Here is a 17,716-nt window from a genome sequence, read left to right as displayed (position 1 = left end):
TGCCATGTCGATACCCCAGACTCTGATAACCCAAGCGATCGCCTGGCGTCGGGCGTTTCATGCCGCGCCTGAACTCGGTTTTGAGGAGCACACCACCGCCCAACGCATCGCCTCGTTACTGTTAAGTTTTGGCTTGGAGGTCAACCGTGAATTTGCCGTGACCGCTGTGGTGGGCACCTTGAGAAACGGTCCTGGTCCGGTGATCGGTCTGCGCGCCGATATGGATGCGTTGCCGATCCAGGAACTGGGCCAGTGCGAGTACCGTTCGGTGTACCCAGGCCGGATGCATGCCTGCGGTCATGACGGCCATAGTGCGATACTGTTGGCCGCTGCGGCGCATTTGAGCGCCACCCGTCAATTTAGCGGCACGGTACATTTTATTTTCCAACCGGCCGAGGAAAATCTGGCCGGTGGGCAAAAGATGGTCGAAGACGGGTTATTTGAACACTTTCCCATGGATGCCATCTATGCCCTGCATAACTGGCCCGGACTGCCTGAGGGACACATCGTAGTCAACGCCGGGCCGATGATGGCCTCACAGGATACTTTCGAGATCACACTGACCGGCAAAAGCTGCCACGCCGCCATGCCCGAAAGCGGCGCTGACCCTATCATCGCTGCAGCGCAACTGATCATGGGATTGCAGACCATCTCCTCACGCCGCGTGTCGCCCAAGGACGCCATCGTCATTAGCGTCACGCAGCTCAACGCCGGAGAAGTCATTAACTCCATTCCTGAAACCGCCACCTTGCGCGGTACAGTACGTTGTCTCAGTCCACAAGTGAGGACCACGGCCATCAGTATCATGGAGGATATGGTCCGCCAGATCCCGGCGGGATTTGGCGTCGCCGGCCGGTTGTCTTATCGCAGTGGATACCCGGTGACCCTCAATGATCCCCAGGCCGCCGCCGCGGCTTACCGCGCGGCGATTGAGGTGGTCGGGCCCGCCAGAGCCACCTTCGGCGCCGAGCCGTCCATGGCGGCGGAAGATTTTGCTTTTATGCTGCAAGTCTGCCCTGGTGCGTATCTCTGGCTCGGCGCCGGAGACGATGCTGGTACCGTGGGGCTGCACCATCCGCACTATGATTTTAACGATGCTATTATCGAAACCGGCGTCAATCTTTGGACCAGACTGATTGAACAATCTTGTCCGTTACATGGCACACCAGCGCAACTGAATATGACTCAGGGGATTTCATGAACAAAATACATTTTATCGGCGCCGGGCAAATGGTTGAAGCCATTATCCGGGCGGGCATTAACAACGGCAAACTCCAGGCGGAAAACATCACCATCGAAGATATTGATCCAACCCGCATAACCCGGTTAACGGAAAAATATGCGGTGACGGCGTCAACCTCCCTAAGCAACGCCCGCCTGGTGGTCATCGCGGTACGTCCTCAGGACAACCTGACCGCCGTAGCCAAAAGCATCCTAGACCGTGCGCCGGCAGAGGCTATCGTGATCTCGATCATCGCCGGTGTCACCTTGGCGCATCTTGATACCTTACTCGGCGGACGTCATCCCATTGCCCGCATCATTCCCAATACCCTGACCGATACGGGTTATGGCTTTAGTGGTGTGGTGCTTAACGAACGGGTCAAGGCCACCGATATCCAGGATTTTGTTGAAAGCTTTGGCAAAGTGCTTTATTTAGACGAACGTCAACTGGATATTTTTACCGGTTTTGCCATCGCCGGCCCCAACTATATCTATTATTTTATCGAGTCGCTCACCGATGCCGGCGTGCTGGCCGGACTTCCCCGTTCCCAGGCAACCGCGGTGGTATTGGAAAATCTGGTGGGCGCGGTGGAAATGTTAAAACGCAGCCAACTGCACCCCCGGCAACTGCTGGATATCAATAACTCCCCGGCCGGCGTCGGCATGCACGGCCTGTATGAACTCAACAATAGCGATTTCGCGGCGGGATTGCAGCGCAGCGTCCTGGCGGCAGTAAAACGCACCACCCAGTTAGCTAACGAATAACACACCCGGCCGATCGCGCTGGCCCGACGCCAAGTCGGTGGGGTCGGCAAAGGTCAAAGGATCGACAACTGCTCGCTTAGGGTCTGCAATAGCAAATCAATTTTAGGGGTTAACCGCCGGGAGATTGGCCAAACGAGATGTAACGGCAGGCCATCCGCCACCTGTTCGGCCAGAATATGTTCCAGCCGGCCCGCTCGCAGACTGTCGTTAACCAGCCAGGTGGCCATTTGCGCGATACCGGCCCCAGCCTCAAGGGCCGCCACCTGAGCTTCGCTATCGCCCACTACCATACGACATGCCACGGCCACCGGTGCGCGCAGCCCATCAGGTGTCGTCACCGACCACGGGCTTACCGCCCCATCGTTTTTGCCATACACCACGCAATCATGTTGCCCCAATTGGTCAACCCTGACCGGTTCCCCCCGCCGCGCCAAATAGCCAGGCGCCGCACAAAAAATCAATCGTTCAGTCCCCAGATAACGAGATCCGATCGCCGGAGGCAGAGTATTCACCGCGCCAATACGCACCGCAACATCCACCCCCTCCTCAAGCAAATCAACGAATCGATCGGTAAAGGTCACGTGTGGTCGCAAATAAGGATGACGTTGGCTGAACGCAATTAATAATGGCATGACGACCAGACGGCCAAATGAGGCGGGAAGATCGATACGCAATCGCCCCATCGGCGTTTGTGCATGGGAAGCCAGCACCGCTTGCGCATCCGTTAGCTCGTTTAGCACACGCAGGCATGTCTCAAAATAGGCCTGCCCAGCATCCGTCAACGATAAATGACGTGTGGTACGGTCAAATAACCGGGTACCCAGGCGCTGCTCCATACGCGCCACACTTTTACCCACCGCCGAAGGGGTGAGATTGAGCTGCACAGCAGCGGCGGCGAAACTACCACATCTGGCGGCATAGACAAACGGCGTCAGGCCGGTTAAGCGTTCATTAGGATTCATGCTATTACGGATATATTGTCGTGAGTGTCGGGAAACCTTACCCGGGATAAGACATTAATTCTAGCTTATGCTTATACCCGTCATACTTCACGCTGCAGGTGCGTTAGCTTACCTCGCTCACCCCAGTCACTTACTAGAGTAAGCTCCTGGGGATTCTCTGCGTCGCCGCCTTCCTGCAACTCGAACTATTTAGGGTTATACCCGTCATACTTCACGTTATAAGGGGATGTGGGTTTTCCTGTAGCACGAATTATTTAGAGCATGTTTTGATTTTCAAACGAAGGAGTACTCGATGCAAAAACGCGCATTAATCGTGGGTATCAGCGGTGTGATCGGCAGCGCCCTGGCCGAGAGACTACTGGCGAACCAATGGCACGTTTACGGCCTGTCACGTGGCCACACGGCGGTTCCCGTCGGCTGTGAGTCCCTATTGGCCGATCTCACCGATGCAGCATCAGTCAAGTCGGCGATCGGCAATCTTACCGTGGACCGGGTGTTTTTTTCCGCCTGGTCGCGTCAGGACACGGAAAAGGAGAATATCCGCGTCAACGGCGCCATGGTAAGCAACGTGCTCAATGCGCTGGGCGACCGTCTGGCAGCCGGCCATGTGGCGCTGGTGACCGGGCTTAAACATTACCTTGGACCATTTGAGTCCTATGCCACCGGCGAGGTGCCCATAACCCCTTTTCGCGAAGAGCAGGGCCGCTTGCCGGTGGACAACTTTTATTACGAACAGGAAGATCGCCTGTTCGCCGCCGCCGGGCAATACGGTTTTACCTGGAGTGTGCACCGTCCCCATACCATTATCGGTTATGCCATTGGCAATGCCATGAATATGGGGATAACCCTGGCGGTATACGCCACATTATGCAAACAAACCCACCAACCGTTTATTTTCCCCGGATCGGCGACCCAATGGCACGGCGTCACGGATATGACCGACGCCCGGCTATTGGCCCGTCATTTGGAATGGGCCGCCACCCACAGTCAAGGGCAAAACCAAGACTTTAACGTGGTAAACGGTGATGTCTTCCGTTGGAAATGGATGTGGTCGCAACTGGCGGACTATTTTGGTCTGGAAGCGGCACCGTTCCCCGGCGAGACGCGCCCACTATCCAATCGGATGCAAGCAGCACCGGCACAGTGGCAAGCGATAGCTCAACGTTTCACTCTAAAGGAGAACGATATCGGCAGGCTGGTTTCCTGGTGGCATACCGATGCCGACCTCGGCCGGCCGATGGAGATCATCACCGATATGAGTAAAAGCAGGAAGGCTGGATTTATGGACTATCAAAACACCCGAGACAGTTTTATCGACCTGTTTGATCGGCTAAAAGCACAGCGGGTAATCCCCTCTTAGGGTGCACCCGCTCGACGATCGTTAACTGAGGATCCGGATCGGCTCACCGGCCTGCCAGGCGAGAATATCGTCGATCATCTGGCTAAAAAACAGTCGATAGCTCTGCTCGGTAACATAACCGATATGTGGCGTCGCCAACACATTATTCAGGGTGCGAAAAGGATGATCGGCCGGCAGAGGCTCTTGTTCAAAGACATCCAGAGCTGCGCCGGCGATGCGCCGTGCCCGCAGTGCCGCGATCAATGCAGCTTCATCAACGATCGGGCCGCGCGCGGTATTGATCAGGTAGGCCGAGGGTTTCATCAACCCCAGCATGGTGGCATCCACCAGTCCGCGGCTACGTTCACTTAATACCAGGTGTACACTCAGCACATCCGCACGTTCAAACAACGCGGTTTTACTCACGTAGGTGACACCGGTTAGCGCCGCCCGCTCGGGGGTAAGGTTTTCACTCCAGGCGATGGTACGCATGCCAAACGCCTGGGCATAACCGGCCATCTTCTGGCCAATCTTGCCTAGCCCGAGAATACCCAGCGTTTGACCGTGCAGCCCACACCCCAGGCCACACTGCCAGCCCCGCCCTCTGAGCGAGTCGGACTCCGTGAGCAGGCCGCGGGTCAACGCCATCACCAGCGCCCAGGTCAGTTCTGGCGCCGCATTGGCATCGCCGCCGGTGCCACACACCTCAACGCCGGACTGTGCCGCGGCGACCAGATCAATCGCGGCATTACGCATGCCGCTGGTGACCAGCAGTTTTAAGTGGGGCAGTTGACACAACAATGCCCGATCAAACCGCGTGCGTTCGCGCATGGCGCAGATAATGGTATAGGGCCGTAACCGTGCGACCATCTCCTGCGCGGTGCCGGGATAATCAGCCAAAAAATCCACCCGACCGACCGAGGCCAACGCCGACCAATCCGCCATGTTTTCAGCTACGGATTGCCAGTCATCAATGACCGCAATACGCACAGGCAGCTTATCCATCCATTCTCCCCCTTTTACTTATCATTCAGGCGGCCATATGGCCGCCTGTGTAATGTCCCCGTCGATAACACCCGCGCATCACCACCGTTAAACGATAACGGCGGCGCGCCTAGTGTGCTAATCGCCGTAATAAACGTGCTGATATAACGATTTGACATCCTCCACCGTCGGTTTGCCCGGATTGGTCAAGGTGCAGGGATCGGCAAAGGCATTACCGCTCATACGGTCCAACACGGTATTGTATTGCTTTTCTTCCATCACCACTTCACGACAATCTTTCATGGTGCGGGGAATATTCAGTCGGCAATTCAAATCATTGATAGCGTCGATCAGGCTGCCAATGCCCAAGCGTTTTTCCAACTGGCGGTACTTATCGGTAAACAGGCCGTTGTACTGAATAACGTATGGCAGCATGATGGCATTCGCCAAACCATGGGTAATACCAAACTCGCCGCCGAGTTTATGCGCCATGGAATGAACCAACCCCAGAGAGGCATTGGTAAAAGCAATACCGGCCAGGGCTGAGGCATTGTGCATGTGGTAACGCGCGGTCAAGTTGTCCGGCTGCAGATACGCAGTTTCCAGGTGTTCAAACACCAGATGCACCGCTTCTAGCGCATAGGGATCGGTAAACGAGGTCGCAGCGGTAGACACGTACGCTTCCAGGGCATGGGTCAATACGTCCATCCCGGTATACGCCGTGATATGCGCTGGCATGGTGGCCGGAATGCGGGGATCGAGAATCGCGATATCCGGAACCATATCCGCCGCCACTATCGGGTATTTAATATGACTTTCGGTATCGGTGATCACCGAAAACGCCGTAATTTCGGAACCACTGCCACTGGTGGAAGGAATGGCAATAAAACGCGCCTTGTTACGTAATGGCGGCATTGAGCCCACCGGGATAATGTCCTGAAAGTCCAACTGCGGATGCTCGTAGAAACACCACATCACCTTGGCTGCATCAATAGCCGACCCGCCGCCGATGGCCACAATCCAGTCAGGCTGAAATGCCAACATCTCCTTGGCACCTCTGCGCACGGTGGTTACCGAGGGGTTGGGTTCCACATTATCGATAATCATGCATTCGAAACCCGCGTGTTCCAACAATGTCCGAGCCCGGTCTAAAAAGCCCATACGTTTCATAGAACTGCCGCCGGTCACCAGAGCGGCCCGCTTACCGGTTAATGTTCCCAGGTGATCCAGGGCATTTTCACCATAGATAATGGTTCGCGGCAACACGAACGTTGAGATGGTCATAAAGCGACTCCTTAAGGGGTAGATTCAAAATTTTCGGTTCAACATTAACGAACCCACAATCACACATAAGGCGTGATAATGGGCGCTTCTGAATCCACCATACCCTTTGAGCGCCAACAAAACTGGCAGGAGGTAAACTAATTTAAAAATTAGGCAAATATTCTGGCCTGTTACCCGCCGTGTTGCGTGGTAATACATTGACACTTTAGGTTATATCCAGCCATTGCCGGTAAACACTACCGGCCTCGTGGACCCCAATTTATGCCAAAATAAATTTGCTTACGCTTTGACGCAAACGTTGAGAATGGTCAATCAAGGACTGCGACGCTTCGGCACACGCCAGGGTAAGGCGGCTGCTACCCTGAATTTGCTGATTTAGTTCGGCAATCTCAGCCGCAACGCTGTTCACTTGTTCGCTTTGGAGTGTGGCATTTTTCCGAAGTTCACCTAATAACAAGGCAACGCCCCGTACCGCCTGAATAATATCGTGATAAAACGCATCCAGCGCCTTTACCCGACTAAAACCAGAATCAATATGCTGATGAGTCGAGTTAACCAGGGTATCAATATCCGCCGTCGAACCGCCGCTCTTTTTCGACAGCAACGCCATCTCTTGCGCCACCACTGAAAATGTCCGACCAAAGGCCCCGGCATGGGCTGACTCAATGGCCGCATTTAACGATAACAGTTTGGTTTGCATGGAAATGCCTTCCAGAAATACCACGATACCGGCGATTTTTTCCGATTCCGCCACAATCTCGTGCATTTTTTCGCCGACCTCCGCGACCATCGTGCCGCACTGCCGGGTCAACGCTTCCGCATCGCTCATTTGTTGGGTGGCGGTGCCGGCGAAACGCGCACCATTGTCCGCCTCCTGAGCAACACCGTTTAGCTTTTGGCCAATGGTTTCGAAGACCTGCAGTTGTTGCAGGCTGGATTGGCTAAAACGCTGATTATGATCGGCGATTTCCCCTGCCCCACCCATGACCAGAGAGGAGATATCATTAATCTCCCCGACAATATGCTGCAAGCCCTGTTGCATCTGACCGAGACCCTTATGCAACCAGCGCATTTCCCGCGACTGCCAGCGTGAAGACGGCAAGGATTCGGCAATATTACCGGTGGCAATTTGCGCCATATGACGCAAAGCGTGGTTAAGTGGCACCATTACCGCATGGGACAAGACGATGTAGGCCAGGGCCAACAGCGCCGCCAGCAGCGCGGAAATCCCGAGAGACAGGTTACGGTTGACGGTAAGCGAGTTAAGAATGGACTGGTTGAAATGCCCGGCATCTGCATTGTCTTGATTAAGAATTTGGTAAAATACAGTATTATATTGTTCCTGGAATGCTTGGATGGGTACCATAAAAAATGCGTCCAGATTATCCGAGCGCAGGCCTTTTAATTGCTCGTTAAGGCCATCGAACAACAATGCAAAATTCTGTTGCAACGGGGCATTCTTGTCCCCTCCTCCCACGTTTTTTTGGTAAGCCGCAAAATAATCCTGAGCGTGTGTTAACGATAGTGCAGCGCTGTCGGCCAGCGCCTGCCAGCTATTCACTGAACCCGTTTGCTTGTCTTGCATAAAATAGATACCGGCGCGGTTTATATCGTCACTGGCGGTCAATAACTCTATGCGGGATTTATCCATCAACGCCTGACGCTCAGCCAGGGCATGGACCACGGTGATATTGTCTTGGGTGTGGGCGACCAGACGGGTTAGCAATACCATTGATGCACATTGCAATAAACAAAATACCACCAGGAAAAGAATAAAACCGCCGCGCAGGCTCGTTGCCCACTCCGGCGGCGCCACTCGCCCCCATCGTTGCTTTAGGTAAAACCACTGCGTTCTCACTGACATATATCGTATTCCGCCGAAAATAAAATGCAGTATTCGACGGTGGCATGTCAGTAACGTGACACTCGAGTGCACGGTAGAGAAAACAGAATGTTAACCCACCTTAAGCCAAATTATTATCGACATTATCGGCGGGTTAAAACTTTTCCCAATTGCCGTTGGATTTATCTGAATCAGCTTTCGCCACGCGAGAGGAACTCGCCGATGCCTTCACCCGAGCCGTCGTGGCATTATTATTCAATTTATTGTCTTGCGGAAGTTGGAATACCGATACCGTTTCCGTCAGCAAACGCGCCTGCTCTTCCAATGACGCTGCCGCCGCTGCGGATTCTTGCACCAACGCCGCATTTTGTTGGGTCACGCCATCCATTTCCAATACCGCCTGACCCACCTGGGTAATACCTCGACTTTGTTCTTGTGACGCTGACGAAATCTCCCCAATCAGATCCGTTACCCGAGTCACCGCCTGCACAATATTGTGCATGGTTTCACCCGCACGGGAAGCCTGCTGGGAGCCAGCATTGACTCGCTCAACCGACTCTGCAATCAGTCCTTCTATCTCTTTTGCCGCTTGAGCACTGCGCTGTGCCAAGCTGCGCACCTCTCCCGCCACCACGGCGAAACCACGCCCTTGTTCACCGGCACGAGCCGCTTCCACCGCAGCGTTTAACGCCAAAATATTGGTCTGGAAAGCGATGCCATTAATTACACTGGTGATATCGGCAATTTTACGCGAACTGGTGCTAATGCTACCCATGGTCGATACCACTTCATCGACGATTTCTCCGCCTTTTTTGGCGGTATTGGACGCATCCTGTACCAACTTATTGGCCTGAATGACATTTTCAGTATTTTGCTTCACCGTCGCGCCCAGTTGCTCCATGCTGGCGGCCGTTTCTTCAAGCGCCGCTGCCTGCTGCTCAGTGCGGGAGGACAGATCGCTATTGCCCAGGCTTATCTCTCCCGCGCCTTGGTAAATGGAAGCTGAACCATCACGAATAGCGGTTACCGTGCTAATCAGGTTACGCTGCATTTCCTGCAAATAGGGAATGAGCCGGCCAACATTATTTTGACCGATGTCGCTGATGACATCCCCCAAATGCCCAGTGGACAACGTATGTAGATAGGCTTTGATCCGATCGAGTGGTTTGATCATAAACGTAATCAAGTACCGATCGGTCAGGATCAAAATGACCACACCAGCCATCAGCGCCATGATTAAGATGATTTTACACAGTTCCACCATCGCCACCATCTGGCGCGCACTGTGATCCGACATCGCTTCGGTTTTAAATTTTTCTGCCGCCGCGCCAAATGCCACACTCAATGGTGGATACTCAGTACGAAAAAAACGACGATATTCCGCTAAATTATTGGCCAGTGCGGCGTCGTGCATCGGCTTTAGCCCATCGGTTAACAAATGCGACCAGGTCGTAATCATGTCATCAGTGGTGGCGGCGTCCATCGAAGAATGCTGACGCGCTTTAAATTCTTCCAAGGCCTTTTCACTATTGTTCATGGCAACAGTCGCCTTAGCCAACACTGCGGCCGCCTCCGACATATCACCGGTCTGGGAGAAGTCCATGCCGCGGTTTAACCGGGTCACAGTACGAAAATACTGATCGTTTCCGCGGGTAATGATATCAATATCTTTTTTCTGATTTTCACTGACCGTTAATAACTGGGTGACCTGATTGAGCGAGACGAGAGTAAATGCCGCTACCCCGCTCCAGACCGCCAAAAAAAAGCCAAGCGTGATTAATAGTACAACCCTAATGCTGGTGTTTTTAAGAAAGTGCATAATCCTACTCCTGTTCATTATTCCTATGCTGGCTTTTTGGCATATATGGGTAAGCATTCAAGGTGGGGACCGTGAAAATGATGTACATCGTTTATGCCCAGTGGAATCTGAGGTGATCTAGGTGTTAATGTGTATCCTCTATAGTACAACTCCCGATGAGATTAATATTTTAGCGTTAATGGTTATCGGCAAATGTTGAAAAAACTTTATAGAAGGTGAGTAAAAAACAGATCAAAAACAGAGAGTTAGATTTAAAGTCATTAATTAGTCAACTAAGTCAGCGCGAAAAATATAAACCACTACTTATTGAAAAATCATACAATAAACCTTCATGGCATTAATAAATAAAGGAATTAAATATAGAATTACTTTTTAAAAAAAACACAACTTGAGTATAATCCGATAAAATCGCTTAACATAAATCTGATGGCAGTTAATCGTAGCATAGTAAATCAACCTGACACTATGGGTAGATGATGTTGCATCCGATACTCATAAATACGCTCGCCCCATCGGCGTGAACCAATACTACAGAAGACAACGTATAAAATTAAGAAAATAAGATCAAAAAACCAGCAACCAAACCCGCCTATCACCCGGTATGTTGCTTTGTTGCTTATCTGCAATTTTATTCAAAAAAATTGCAGGATTAGGTGTTAATCTGTCATGCGCGGTAAGTAAATAGTTCCTAGGAACCCCATAGATAATTAAACCCACTCTATTCTGCAAACAGGGGTTCACTGGTTGGGAAAGATATGTTTGCGATACTGGCCAAACGATATTCCTGCCATTCAATAAAAATAAGTAATATATTACAAAATTACACATTATTTGATTGGTTATATCGTTTAAAGCAGGATAAACATATCCAGGCAGTGTAAATGCGTTTGTGCCAGTTTGGATGGATACCCATTTTGTCCCAAAACAGAAAAACCCTGTTTTTGGTAAAACCCAGACGCATTAGGCGTTGAGCAAAGCGTGATCCGCGTAAACCCCCGCGCCTTTGCCTCCTGTTTTATCGTTTCAATAATCAAACTCGCCATACCTCTGCCGACAAACGCGGGAAGCGTAAATACCGCTTCAACACTGCCGGCGGTAACGTCGAGATAACCGGTGGCAACAGGTTGGCCTTCCGGGCCATCGATGACAAAAAAGGGGTGATCAGTTATCACCATGGGGTAGCTTTCCGGCATTTTATCCGGCGTCCAGGCGTTGATCACTGAAGCATCATAGCTTTCTCTGCATCCATAACGAATAGCCTGATTTCTGATCTGCCAACATTCTTCAGCTTCATCAGGGACAGCCAGCCTCACCTGCATCGACCCTCCTAAACCCGCTTAGCACTTTGATTAAAAGAACATACGTTTGTTTCACCTGCAATCTACGCCTCTACTTTTATCAAATAAATAAATTAGAAACAACAACTCGTGTGACACTCGGGGGTAATGACGCCAAGAGGGTCGACGGAATTAGCGATGCATGACGTGTTGTGCCAAGTAGATGGCGCACATGGGCGACCGTCACGGGGCAGGGCCAGAAAAAATGCATGGGCTGGACTGGTTCCTGTACGCCTGTTGTGCTAACGCGACATACAATTTCGCAATTACTCCGGAGGTCATCTAATGAGTTCGACAGCCCTGAGGTCGGCACGACTGGGTCTGCGTGCAACGCCAGAGCAGGAAGCTGTGCTACGGCGCGCGGCCGACATCGCTCATAAGTCGATGACGGACTTCATCCTCGATAGCGCCTATCAGGCGGCTGAACAGACGCTTCTCGACCAGCGCCTGTTCTTGGTGTCTGGAAGTCAGTCGCATGCGCTGTTTGATTTACTGGATCGACCAGCCCAGGACAACGCAGGGCTACGGGATCTGTTCTCTCGCTCTGTGCCCTGGAGTAATTGATGCCACTGGCGGGTCCGCATGGACTGGACGCAAACCATGTGCTCGACGACTTCGATTGCGGCAAGGCCAGTTTGAACGACTGGCTAGTGCGATATGCGCGTCAGGCACAATCCAGTGGTTCGGCTAAAACCTATGTTGTAGCAGAGGGACAGCACGTTGCTGGTTATTTCAGCCTGACTGTGGGCCAAATTGATACACTTGAAGCGCCAGATCGTGTGCGTAAAGGCATGGCCGGCTATCCGATCCCCATGATCATTCTGGCACGGTTGGCGGTAGACCAGCGGATGCACGGCCGGGTATCGGTGTGGGTCTGCTGCAAGAAGCCATTCGACGTACGGTTTTTATTTCCGAACAGGCCGGTGTGCGCGCCATACTGACGCACCCGATTGATCAAGCCGCGACACGCTTCTACCAGCGTTTCGGCTTCGACGTTTCACCTGCACGGGAACAGCAGTTGCTGTTATTGCTCAAGGATGCACGTAAGTTGCTGCTGCCTTAGCAGTCCAGCGGTCCCGTCCTTTATTGCTGGATATGAGTGCCGACAGTAGCCAAGGAATATCAGCGCCCATCAGTATTGAGAAAAATACTACTAGCTTGAAAATGGTTGTATTCTGGGTGTCATAAATATTCCCTAATATGAGCGATGTTTAGTCAGGGCTAATGGGTGAAAACAGGCTAACTGAATTGTACTTACGAACCCCGTTGTGAAAGGGGGGAACCGTAACAGAAGTTTGTCTATTAATGAATTGATAGTCTACAATATAAGAACCAAGTCTATTAGAACGGGCAGTTATCCATACTGCGTCCATACCGTACTGCTGTTTCTTAAATAAAGTTGATTTATTGGTACAAAGTTGAATCCAGCGTGTTGTGTGAGCATCTTTAATCCATAACCCTGCCTCACAGCGACTAGATTTCCCAATAGCCGGTCCAGGGAATGTTAACTCATAATCAGATTCATAACGAATTATCTCCCCCGGTAATAGGTAAGTACAAACGTCGTAACAATGTAAAATGCAAACAAAACCAATACAAAACCCCCCTAAGAAGGTCTCCAGTATATGTGCTGGTGTTTTATTTTCTGGGCGTTGATAAGTTACACAACCAGCAAATACAAGTCCGATAATACATCCGAAAGTTATATAGGACATAAATTCCGGGATAGATTTCATTAAAATGGTATTTCTTCCAATTTTGGAAGCCCACAGCATATACCAAAACCACAAAGCCATTGCACAAAAAATAACAATCACTAAAATAGTGTTTTTAATTTTTCTTTTGAAGTAAATATAAGAATTCATATTATTATTTTTTCACTTTGATTGATTTTTTAGTTTCAATCGATTCTGTATATAATGCAATACTATTGCGACAATATTGAATCTAATCGTTAGCTACTTACCTAAATCAATGATAAAAAATCATATTTATTTTCCAATTTAATATTTGCAGACTCTTTTTTAAGCCGACGCATTGGCAAATCACATTGCATTGCATACCAAGTCATCCATTTGATAGATTTTTAGATTATTTACTGACTGACACAGTTTAGCAATTCAATAGCATTCGTTGTGTGGCTCGCATTGCAGAGTTCGAGCGGATAACCAAAGAAAGAGTTGATATCAGCTTCTTTCTAAATGTTTTTCCCTTGAGTAGGTTGCCGTAAATAAGCCTTCTTTTTTCGTTGTTGGGATAATGATAACAAAAGCAGCCAATCATACAATCTAAATTACAGACTATGGCGCTGGGATGTGAAGAACTGTTTAAGATCAGGGGACACTGGGATGAGATAACTTGCGGTTAGCCAGAGTAGCTGTTGGCCCTAATCCACAATTTTGCTCAACTCAAAACTGGAAATCCGGCATGATAAAATCATTCCGCTAAGGGACGTGATCGATCAGGGTCAACGTTGTTGTCACGCCCTGCTGATTTAGGCTGTTGGGAGTGTTAGAAGTTCTATGTCATTCCAGTAAAATACCGACAAAAAGGAATGATACATGTCCCAGCCCTTCGATTTTGATAAAGCCCTGAAAGCACTTCAGGAGGGTCAGGCCCTAACGGATAAAGATGGCATATTAACAATTTTAATCAAACAGTTAGCGGTAGCTGCGCTAGCTGATGAGCTGGATTCTCACCTCGCTCAGGATATTGCCGCTAACCGTAAAAACAGCGCGACCAAAAAGACAGTTAAACCACCCACCGCTACCTTTGAACTCGCCACTCCCTGCGACCGTAACGGCTCCTTTGAACCTCAGTTGGTGAAGAAGTATCAGACCACCCTCTCTGACGAGATGGAGCGCAAGATCATCCGCATGTTCGCGCTGGGTATGAGCGGCAAAGACATCAGCCAGGAAATCGAAGCTTTATACGCTTTCAGCGTATCCAGTGCCACAATTAGTGCTGTCACCGATAAAAACAGGCGGCAGAAACAGCGCTGGATGAGCTGGAGGCGAAATGGGGTCAGCCGTACCCTGAGGTGATCCAGTCGTTGCGAAGGAAATGGGATAATCTGTCGCATTACTTCCGGTATCCGGCGACGATCCGCAAGGTAATTTACACGACGAACGCAATTGAATCGGTGCGCCGTCAGTTCAGAAAGCTGATGAAAACCAAAGGCGCATTTCCTAATTAAAACAGTCTGTTGAAGTTGCTTTGTTTGAGGTTAATGAACGCATAGGAAAAATGGATAATGCCGATACAGAGCTGGAATTTGACATTGTCCCAGTTGGCGATTTATTTTGAGGGTCGCCTCGATAAAGTGATTACGTTGTAGTGATTTTTTAACGTGACACAGAATGATGAACGTTCTCTTTTTTTCCCATACCACCACTGATGTCACAGCTTTCCCTGCATGGCCAGTTTATTTAAATTATCCATTCGGGCATTCATTTCTTCATTGCTAATGAACTCAACCTCGCCGGCATCATAGCTATCAAAGGCTTCTTGTATCTGCTGAGCTAGCCAGTACTCATGCTCATTGCCCTGATATTCTACCTCTTCTGCAGCCAGTTCCTCTGCACGTCGGCGCATCAGCTCCGTTAGGCTCTTGTTATGTCTTTCCGCCGCCTGCGTCGCCAGTCGCTTTGTCTCTTCATCTATTCTGAAGTGGATCGTGCTCATGTTGGTTCGCCAGTGTGGTGTCATTTGTGTTGTCATTATTCACATCATCATCACTTATGTCATCCTCAGGATTAAGCGCCGCCGGATGGATACTCCCATGCCCCGCCTGCAGCGCCTTGATGCTCACCTGCGTATACAGCGCCGTGGTTTCCAGGCTGGCGTGGCCGGCATAGCGGCGCTTTCATGGACGAACACCGTTCCCGGCCCGGCACGTGTTTTCCGCCTGTTAAGTTTGCTTCCTGAGCTGATGCGAGTTGACCTGTCTCGCCGTCTGCTGGGCGCGGGTCAGCGGAGCTTGTAAGCGATGATGATGATTAATTGGTTAGCATCGTTCTCAATACACTCGAGGATTGTTTTGCCGGCAGCTTCAGTACCCTCTGATACAAATCAATAGTCATCTCACAAATTTTCTCGCGATCACTATTCGGATCAGCTGGCGCATCTAACATCGTTATATCCTGCCCATAGAGCAGCAACATTTGTTGAAAAATCAACGATAGCTCATGCTGTGCCATTGCGTCATCCTGTTGTGTATTTATCGTTCTAGGGGTTTCATAAGAAGCAATAATTAAAGCATTATCCACTGCCATTCTGCGTTGCATGATGTTAAGCGGCAATAATTGCACAGGATCAATGCCACCGTCTAACTGAGGAAACAGATACTTAAAACATTTTTGCTCTTTTTGCACATATAATTTTTGTATTTGCTGCAAATTCACAGCCACATGTTCAATGAGTGTATCATCTGTAGCATACCGTATGCGTGCAAGCAGTATAGATGCATGCTTAAGTTGTAACATATCAATTATTTGTTGACGCGACGAACCATTTTTTTTGAGCGATACAGCCGATTCCAACATGGAAGAGTACAGAGTAGGTTCATATTTCTTAATAGTTTGATACATTGGAATGTCGGCCATAGCCTGTTCAAAATTGCGCATTTCTTTTTTATTATTGTTAGAAAATAAATAATCGACTGCAATAGTATTCCATAAGGCAATAGCCACTAATGTTAGAATACTTACCGTCACTTTACCGATATGCCACTTAGCGTTTATTTTAGTCAAAAAAAACCATGCAGCCATACCTACTGCACCTGATATAATAATTTGCCCACAATCCATAAAAATTTCCTGCAGTATACATATAGGACATTACTCTCTCTTTAAGCAAAGAAATTCATAATGCTTACGCCATCAAAAAATTAATTGTTAAAATTATTTAATAAGACATTATATCAATACACATATCGTCATCCCATGTTAAATGCAATTAATATATTTTTTGTTTAATATGGATATAAGTTGCAAGCTAAAAATTCACCACATATATTACTTAAACAAGTACCCCATAAATAATAATGATATGTCGATTGTTCCTGGAGGGCACGAAGTAATCACCTATCGCGGCGATATTCTGTCTTAGCAACGGGGATATCCTTAGTTTCAACAGGCGTTATTATCTTCCATCATGCGCCGATATTTTTCGAGCAACGAGCCGAACACCTCTTCCACCGTTTTGCCTTCCCCACTGTTCGCACCCAGATCAACCGCTGCGCGCAACGCCTCGAGTTTCTTGTGTTGCTCACGCTCTTCTAACGAGCGTAACCCCGCGCTTACCACTTCACTGACATTGTTATAACGACCGCTTTCGATTTGCGCACGAATAAACTGCTCGAAATGATGACTTAACGCGATACGGGTTGTCATGACTATCTCCAGACTAATGATGCTATATGTTAGTATTTTCTCAGCCACCCCTACCGTCAACTTTTTTGCCTTTTTCTGCCTCATCTTGTGCTGCCAAGTCGGCCAGCAGTCCGCTAATAATGCTATTCGTATAGCTTTGTGCCACCGCCGTCGAAGCGGCTTAAGTGATATAGTCACCAGGGCGGTAAGCGGCTTGTTCCCTTGTGGTGTGAACACAACCCGATAGTACGTCATGTTTTTTTGGTTTTCACCCCGTGAGTCCGCGCCAGGTTTTCACGTACATCTACCGCGCTCAATCCCCGACTTCCGTCCGCCTTGAGCGCTTCATATGCTGGGATCACGTCTTCTCGCAACCTGCGTTCCATAGCCTGATCACGTGCGTCCAGCGCTCGCAAGCCTTCGCGAATAACGTGGCTTTCTGAAGCATATTCTCCGTTGGCGACTTTTGATTTAACCTTGGTTGCCGTTTCAGTAGGCAGTGTGATGATCATCTGCTGCATAGTGCTCATTTTATCTCTCCTCTTAGTGAGTAGGATTAAATCGTACTCATCTTTGCCACGCTCTTCATCTGCCAACAGATCCACCAGAAACCGCCGGCGATAGTCGTAGATGCCGACATACTTGACAGCCGCAGCGGGCGACCAAAATGCTCACCTACTACAGCCGCAGCCCCGGTAATCCTCCCATTTTTAACAGAGGTTATGAGTAGAATTAGGTCATGTATTGTCTATACTGCATCGGTGTGTAGCCATTCAAAGCCATATTAGGA

The 17,716-nt window shown here is 49.7% G+C and carries 17 protein-coding genes and 1 pseudogene; 7 read left to right on the top strand and 11 right to left on the bottom strand.

From position 1 onward, the window contains the following. The first annotated feature begins 4 nt into the window (after positions 1–4). Positions 5–1,201, top strand: a complete 1,197-nt coding sequence (locus tag SJI19_RS05895) for a M20 aminoacylase family protein (RefSeq protein WP_323477534.1) — start codon at positions 5–7, stop codon at positions 1,199–1,201. Next, complete coding sequence (locus SJI19_RS05890) at positions 1,198–1,986, top strand: pyrroline-5-carboxylate reductase (RefSeq protein ID WP_323477342.1); 789 nt, start codon at positions 1,198–1,200, stop codon at positions 1,984–1,986. Before SJI19_RS05895 ends, SJI19_RS05890 begins: the two co-directional genes overlap by 4 nt. Positions 1,987–2,039: 53 nt before the next feature. On the opposite strand, the gene SJI19_RS05885 is transcribed toward SJI19_RS05890, so the two are convergent. Further along, the gene (locus tag SJI19_RS05885; protein ID WP_323477341.1) at positions 2,040–2,948 is read right to left on the bottom strand and encodes a LysR family transcriptional regulator; all 909 of its coding nucleotides are present in this window, start codon (positions 2,946–2,948) and stop codon (positions 2,040–2,042) included. Between the two features lie 292 nt (positions 2,949–3,240). Here SJI19_RS05885 and SJI19_RS05880 point away from each other — a divergent pair, with 292 nt between their 5' ends. Then, positions 3,241–4,308, top strand: coding sequence for an SDR family oxidoreductase (locus SJI19_RS05880; protein WP_323477340.1), 1,068 nt, complete (start codon positions 3,241–3,243; stop codon positions 4,306–4,308). Between the two features lie 21 nt (positions 4,309–4,329). On the opposite strand, the gene SJI19_RS05875 is transcribed toward SJI19_RS05880, so the two are convergent. The 5 genes from SJI19_RS05875 to SJI19_RS05855 all read right to left on the bottom strand — a co-directional run bounded on the left by SJI19_RS05875 (position 4,330) and on the right by SJI19_RS05855 (position 11,536). After that, positions 4,330–5,283, bottom strand: a complete 954-nt coding sequence (locus tag SJI19_RS05875; RefSeq protein ID WP_323477533.1) for a D-2-hydroxyacid dehydrogenase family protein — start codon at positions 5,281–5,283, stop codon at positions 4,330–4,332. A gap of 126 nt (positions 5,284–5,409) precedes the next feature. Further along, positions 5,410–6,555, bottom strand: coding sequence for an iron-containing alcohol dehydrogenase (locus SJI19_RS05870; RefSeq protein ID WP_323477339.1), 1,146 nt, complete (start codon positions 6,553–6,555; stop codon positions 5,410–5,412). Positions 6,556–6,814: 259 nt separating this feature from the next. After that, positions 6,815–8,419 carry a methyl-accepting chemotaxis protein gene (locus SJI19_RS05865; protein WP_323477338.1) on the bottom strand — a complete coding sequence of 535 codons (1,605 nt, stop codon included), beginning with the start codon at positions 8,417–8,419 and terminating at the stop codon, positions 6,815–6,817. Between the two features lie 133 nt (positions 8,420–8,552). Continuing rightward, the gene (locus SJI19_RS05860; protein ID WP_323477337.1) at positions 8,553–10,217 is read right to left on the bottom strand and encodes a methyl-accepting chemotaxis protein; all 1,665 of its coding nucleotides are present in this window, start codon (positions 10,215–10,217) and stop codon (positions 8,553–8,555) included. Positions 10,218–11,065: 848 nt separating this feature from the next. Further along, positions 11,066–11,536, bottom strand: coding sequence for a GNAT family N-acetyltransferase (locus tag SJI19_RS05855; RefSeq protein ID WP_323477336.1), 471 nt, complete (start codon positions 11,534–11,536; stop codon positions 11,066–11,068). Positions 11,537–11,839: 303 nt separating this feature from the next. On the opposite strand from SJI19_RS05855, the gene SJI19_RS05850 reads away from it, so the two are divergent. Both SJI19_RS05850 and SJI19_RS05845 read left to right on the top strand, forming a co-directional pair. Beyond that, on the top strand, positions 11,840–12,118 hold the full coding sequence (locus SJI19_RS05850) for a DUF1778 domain-containing protein (protein WP_323477335.1): 279 nt from the start codon (positions 11,840–11,842) through the stop codon (positions 12,116–12,118). Between the two features lie 304 nt (positions 12,119–12,422). Next, positions 12,423–12,617, top strand: coding sequence for a hypothetical protein (locus SJI19_RS05845; protein ID WP_323477334.1), 195 nt, complete (start codon positions 12,423–12,425; stop codon positions 12,615–12,617). A 148-nt stretch (positions 12,618–12,765) separates the two neighbouring features. On the opposite strand, the gene SJI19_RS05840 is transcribed toward SJI19_RS05845, so the two are convergent. Next, a complete protein-coding gene (locus tag SJI19_RS05840; RefSeq protein WP_323477333.1) occupies positions 12,766–13,419 on the bottom strand; it encodes a hypothetical protein in 654 nt (217 codons plus the stop codon). Positions 13,420–14,115: 696 nt separating this feature from the next. Between SJI19_RS05840 and SJI19_RS05835 the strand changes: the two are divergent. Then, a pseudogene (locus tag SJI19_RS05835) lies at positions 14,116–14,891 on the top strand (transposase). 62 nt (positions 14,892–14,953) lie between these two features. On the opposite strand, the gene SJI19_RS05830 reads toward SJI19_RS05835, so the two are convergent. Next, positions 14,954–15,238, bottom strand: coding sequence for a damage-inducible protein J (locus SJI19_RS05830; protein ID WP_323477332.1), 285 nt, complete (start codon positions 15,236–15,238; stop codon positions 14,954–14,956). On the opposite strand from SJI19_RS05830, the gene SJI19_RS05825 reads away from it, so the two are divergent. Beyond that, on the top strand, positions 15,237–15,539 hold the full coding sequence (locus SJI19_RS05825) for a hypothetical protein (protein ID WP_323477331.1): 303 nt from the start codon (positions 15,237–15,239) through the stop codon (positions 15,537–15,539). The two genes, SJI19_RS05830 and SJI19_RS05825, sit on opposite strands and share 2 nt — an antisense overlap. 13 nt (positions 15,540–15,552) lie before the next feature. Here SJI19_RS05825 and SJI19_RS05820 read toward each other — a convergent pair whose 3' ends face one another. From SJI19_RS05820 to SJI19_RS05810, 3 genes are all read right to left on the bottom strand, one after another. Next, positions 15,553–16,362, bottom strand: coding sequence for a hypothetical protein (locus SJI19_RS05820; protein ID WP_323477330.1), 810 nt, complete (start codon positions 16,360–16,362; stop codon positions 15,553–15,555). A gap of 321 nt (positions 16,363–16,683) precedes the next feature. Beyond that, positions 16,684–16,947, bottom strand: coding sequence for a type II toxin-antitoxin system ParD family antitoxin (locus SJI19_RS05815; RefSeq protein WP_323477329.1), 264 nt, complete (start codon positions 16,945–16,947; stop codon positions 16,684–16,686). Positions 16,948–17,177: 230 nt separating this feature from the next. Further along, positions 17,178–17,456 carry a ribbon-helix-helix domain-containing protein gene (locus tag SJI19_RS05810; RefSeq protein ID WP_323477328.1) on the bottom strand — a complete coding sequence of 93 codons (279 nt, stop codon included), beginning with the start codon at positions 17,454–17,456 and terminating at the stop codon, positions 17,178–17,180. Positions 17,457–17,716: the final 260 nt, after the last annotated feature.

Origin of the sequence: Acerihabitans sp. TG2 (assembly GCF_035013185.1) — a bacterium.
Taxonomy (GTDB): domain Bacteria; phylum Pseudomonadota; class Gammaproteobacteria; order Enterobacterales; family Enterobacteriaceae; genus Acerihabitans.
This window is presented reverse-complemented; position numbering and strand designations above follow the sequence as displayed.

Excerpts from the sequence above, each read along its gene's own strand:
- SJI19_RS05850 (WP_323477335.1), top strand. The coding sequence starts at position 11,840 with ATGAGTTCGACAGCCCTGAGGTCGGCACGACTGGGTCTGCGTGCAACG.
- SJI19_RS05880 (WP_323477340.1), top strand. The coding sequence starts at position 3,241 with ATGCAAAAACGCGCATTAATCGTGGGTATCAGCGGTGTGATCGGCAGC.
- SJI19_RS05855 (WP_323477336.1), bottom strand. The coding sequence starts at position 11,536 with ATGCAGGTGAGGCTGGCTGTCCCTGATGAAGCTGAAGAATGTTGGCAG.
- SJI19_RS05840 (WP_323477333.1), bottom strand. The coding sequence starts at position 13,419 with ATGAATTCTTATATTTACTTCAAAAGAAAAATTAAAAACACTATTTTA.
- SJI19_RS05815 (WP_323477329.1), bottom strand. The coding sequence starts at position 16,947 with ATGACAACCCGTATCGCGTTAAGTCATCATTTCGAGCAGTTTATTCGT.
- SJI19_RS05870 (WP_323477339.1), bottom strand. The coding sequence starts at position 6,555 with ATGACCATCTCAACGTTCGTGTTGCCGCGAACCATTATCTATGGTGAA.
- SJI19_RS05890 (WP_323477342.1), top strand. The coding sequence starts at position 1,198 with ATGAACAAAATACATTTTATCGGCGCCGGGCAAATGGTTGAAGCCATT.
- SJI19_RS05820 (WP_323477330.1), bottom strand. The coding sequence starts at position 16,362 with ATGGATTGTGGGCAAATTATTATATCAGGTGCAGTAGGTATGGCTGCA.
- SJI19_RS05810 (WP_323477328.1), bottom strand. The coding sequence starts at position 17,456 with ATGAGCACTATGCAGCAGATGATCATCACACTGCCTACTGAAACGGCA.
- SJI19_RS05830 (WP_323477332.1), bottom strand. The coding sequence starts at position 15,238 with ATGAGCACGATCCACTTCAGAATAGATGAAGAGACAAAGCGACTGGCG.
- SJI19_RS05895 (WP_323477534.1), top strand. The coding sequence starts at position 5 with ATGTCGATACCCCAGACTCTGATAACCCAAGCGATCGCCTGGCGTCGG.
- SJI19_RS05885 (WP_323477341.1), bottom strand. The coding sequence starts at position 2,948 with ATGAATCCTAATGAACGCTTAACCGGCCTGACGCCGTTTGTCTATGCC.
- SJI19_RS05865 (WP_323477338.1), bottom strand. The coding sequence starts at position 8,419 with ATGTCAGTGAGAACGCAGTGGTTTTACCTAAAGCAACGATGGGGGCGA.
- SJI19_RS05825 (WP_323477331.1), top strand. The coding sequence starts at position 15,237 with ATGTTGGTTCGCCAGTGTGGTGTCATTTGTGTTGTCATTATTCACATC.
- SJI19_RS05860 (WP_323477337.1), bottom strand. The coding sequence starts at position 10,217 with ATGCACTTTCTTAAAAACACCAGCATTAGGGTTGTACTATTAATCACG.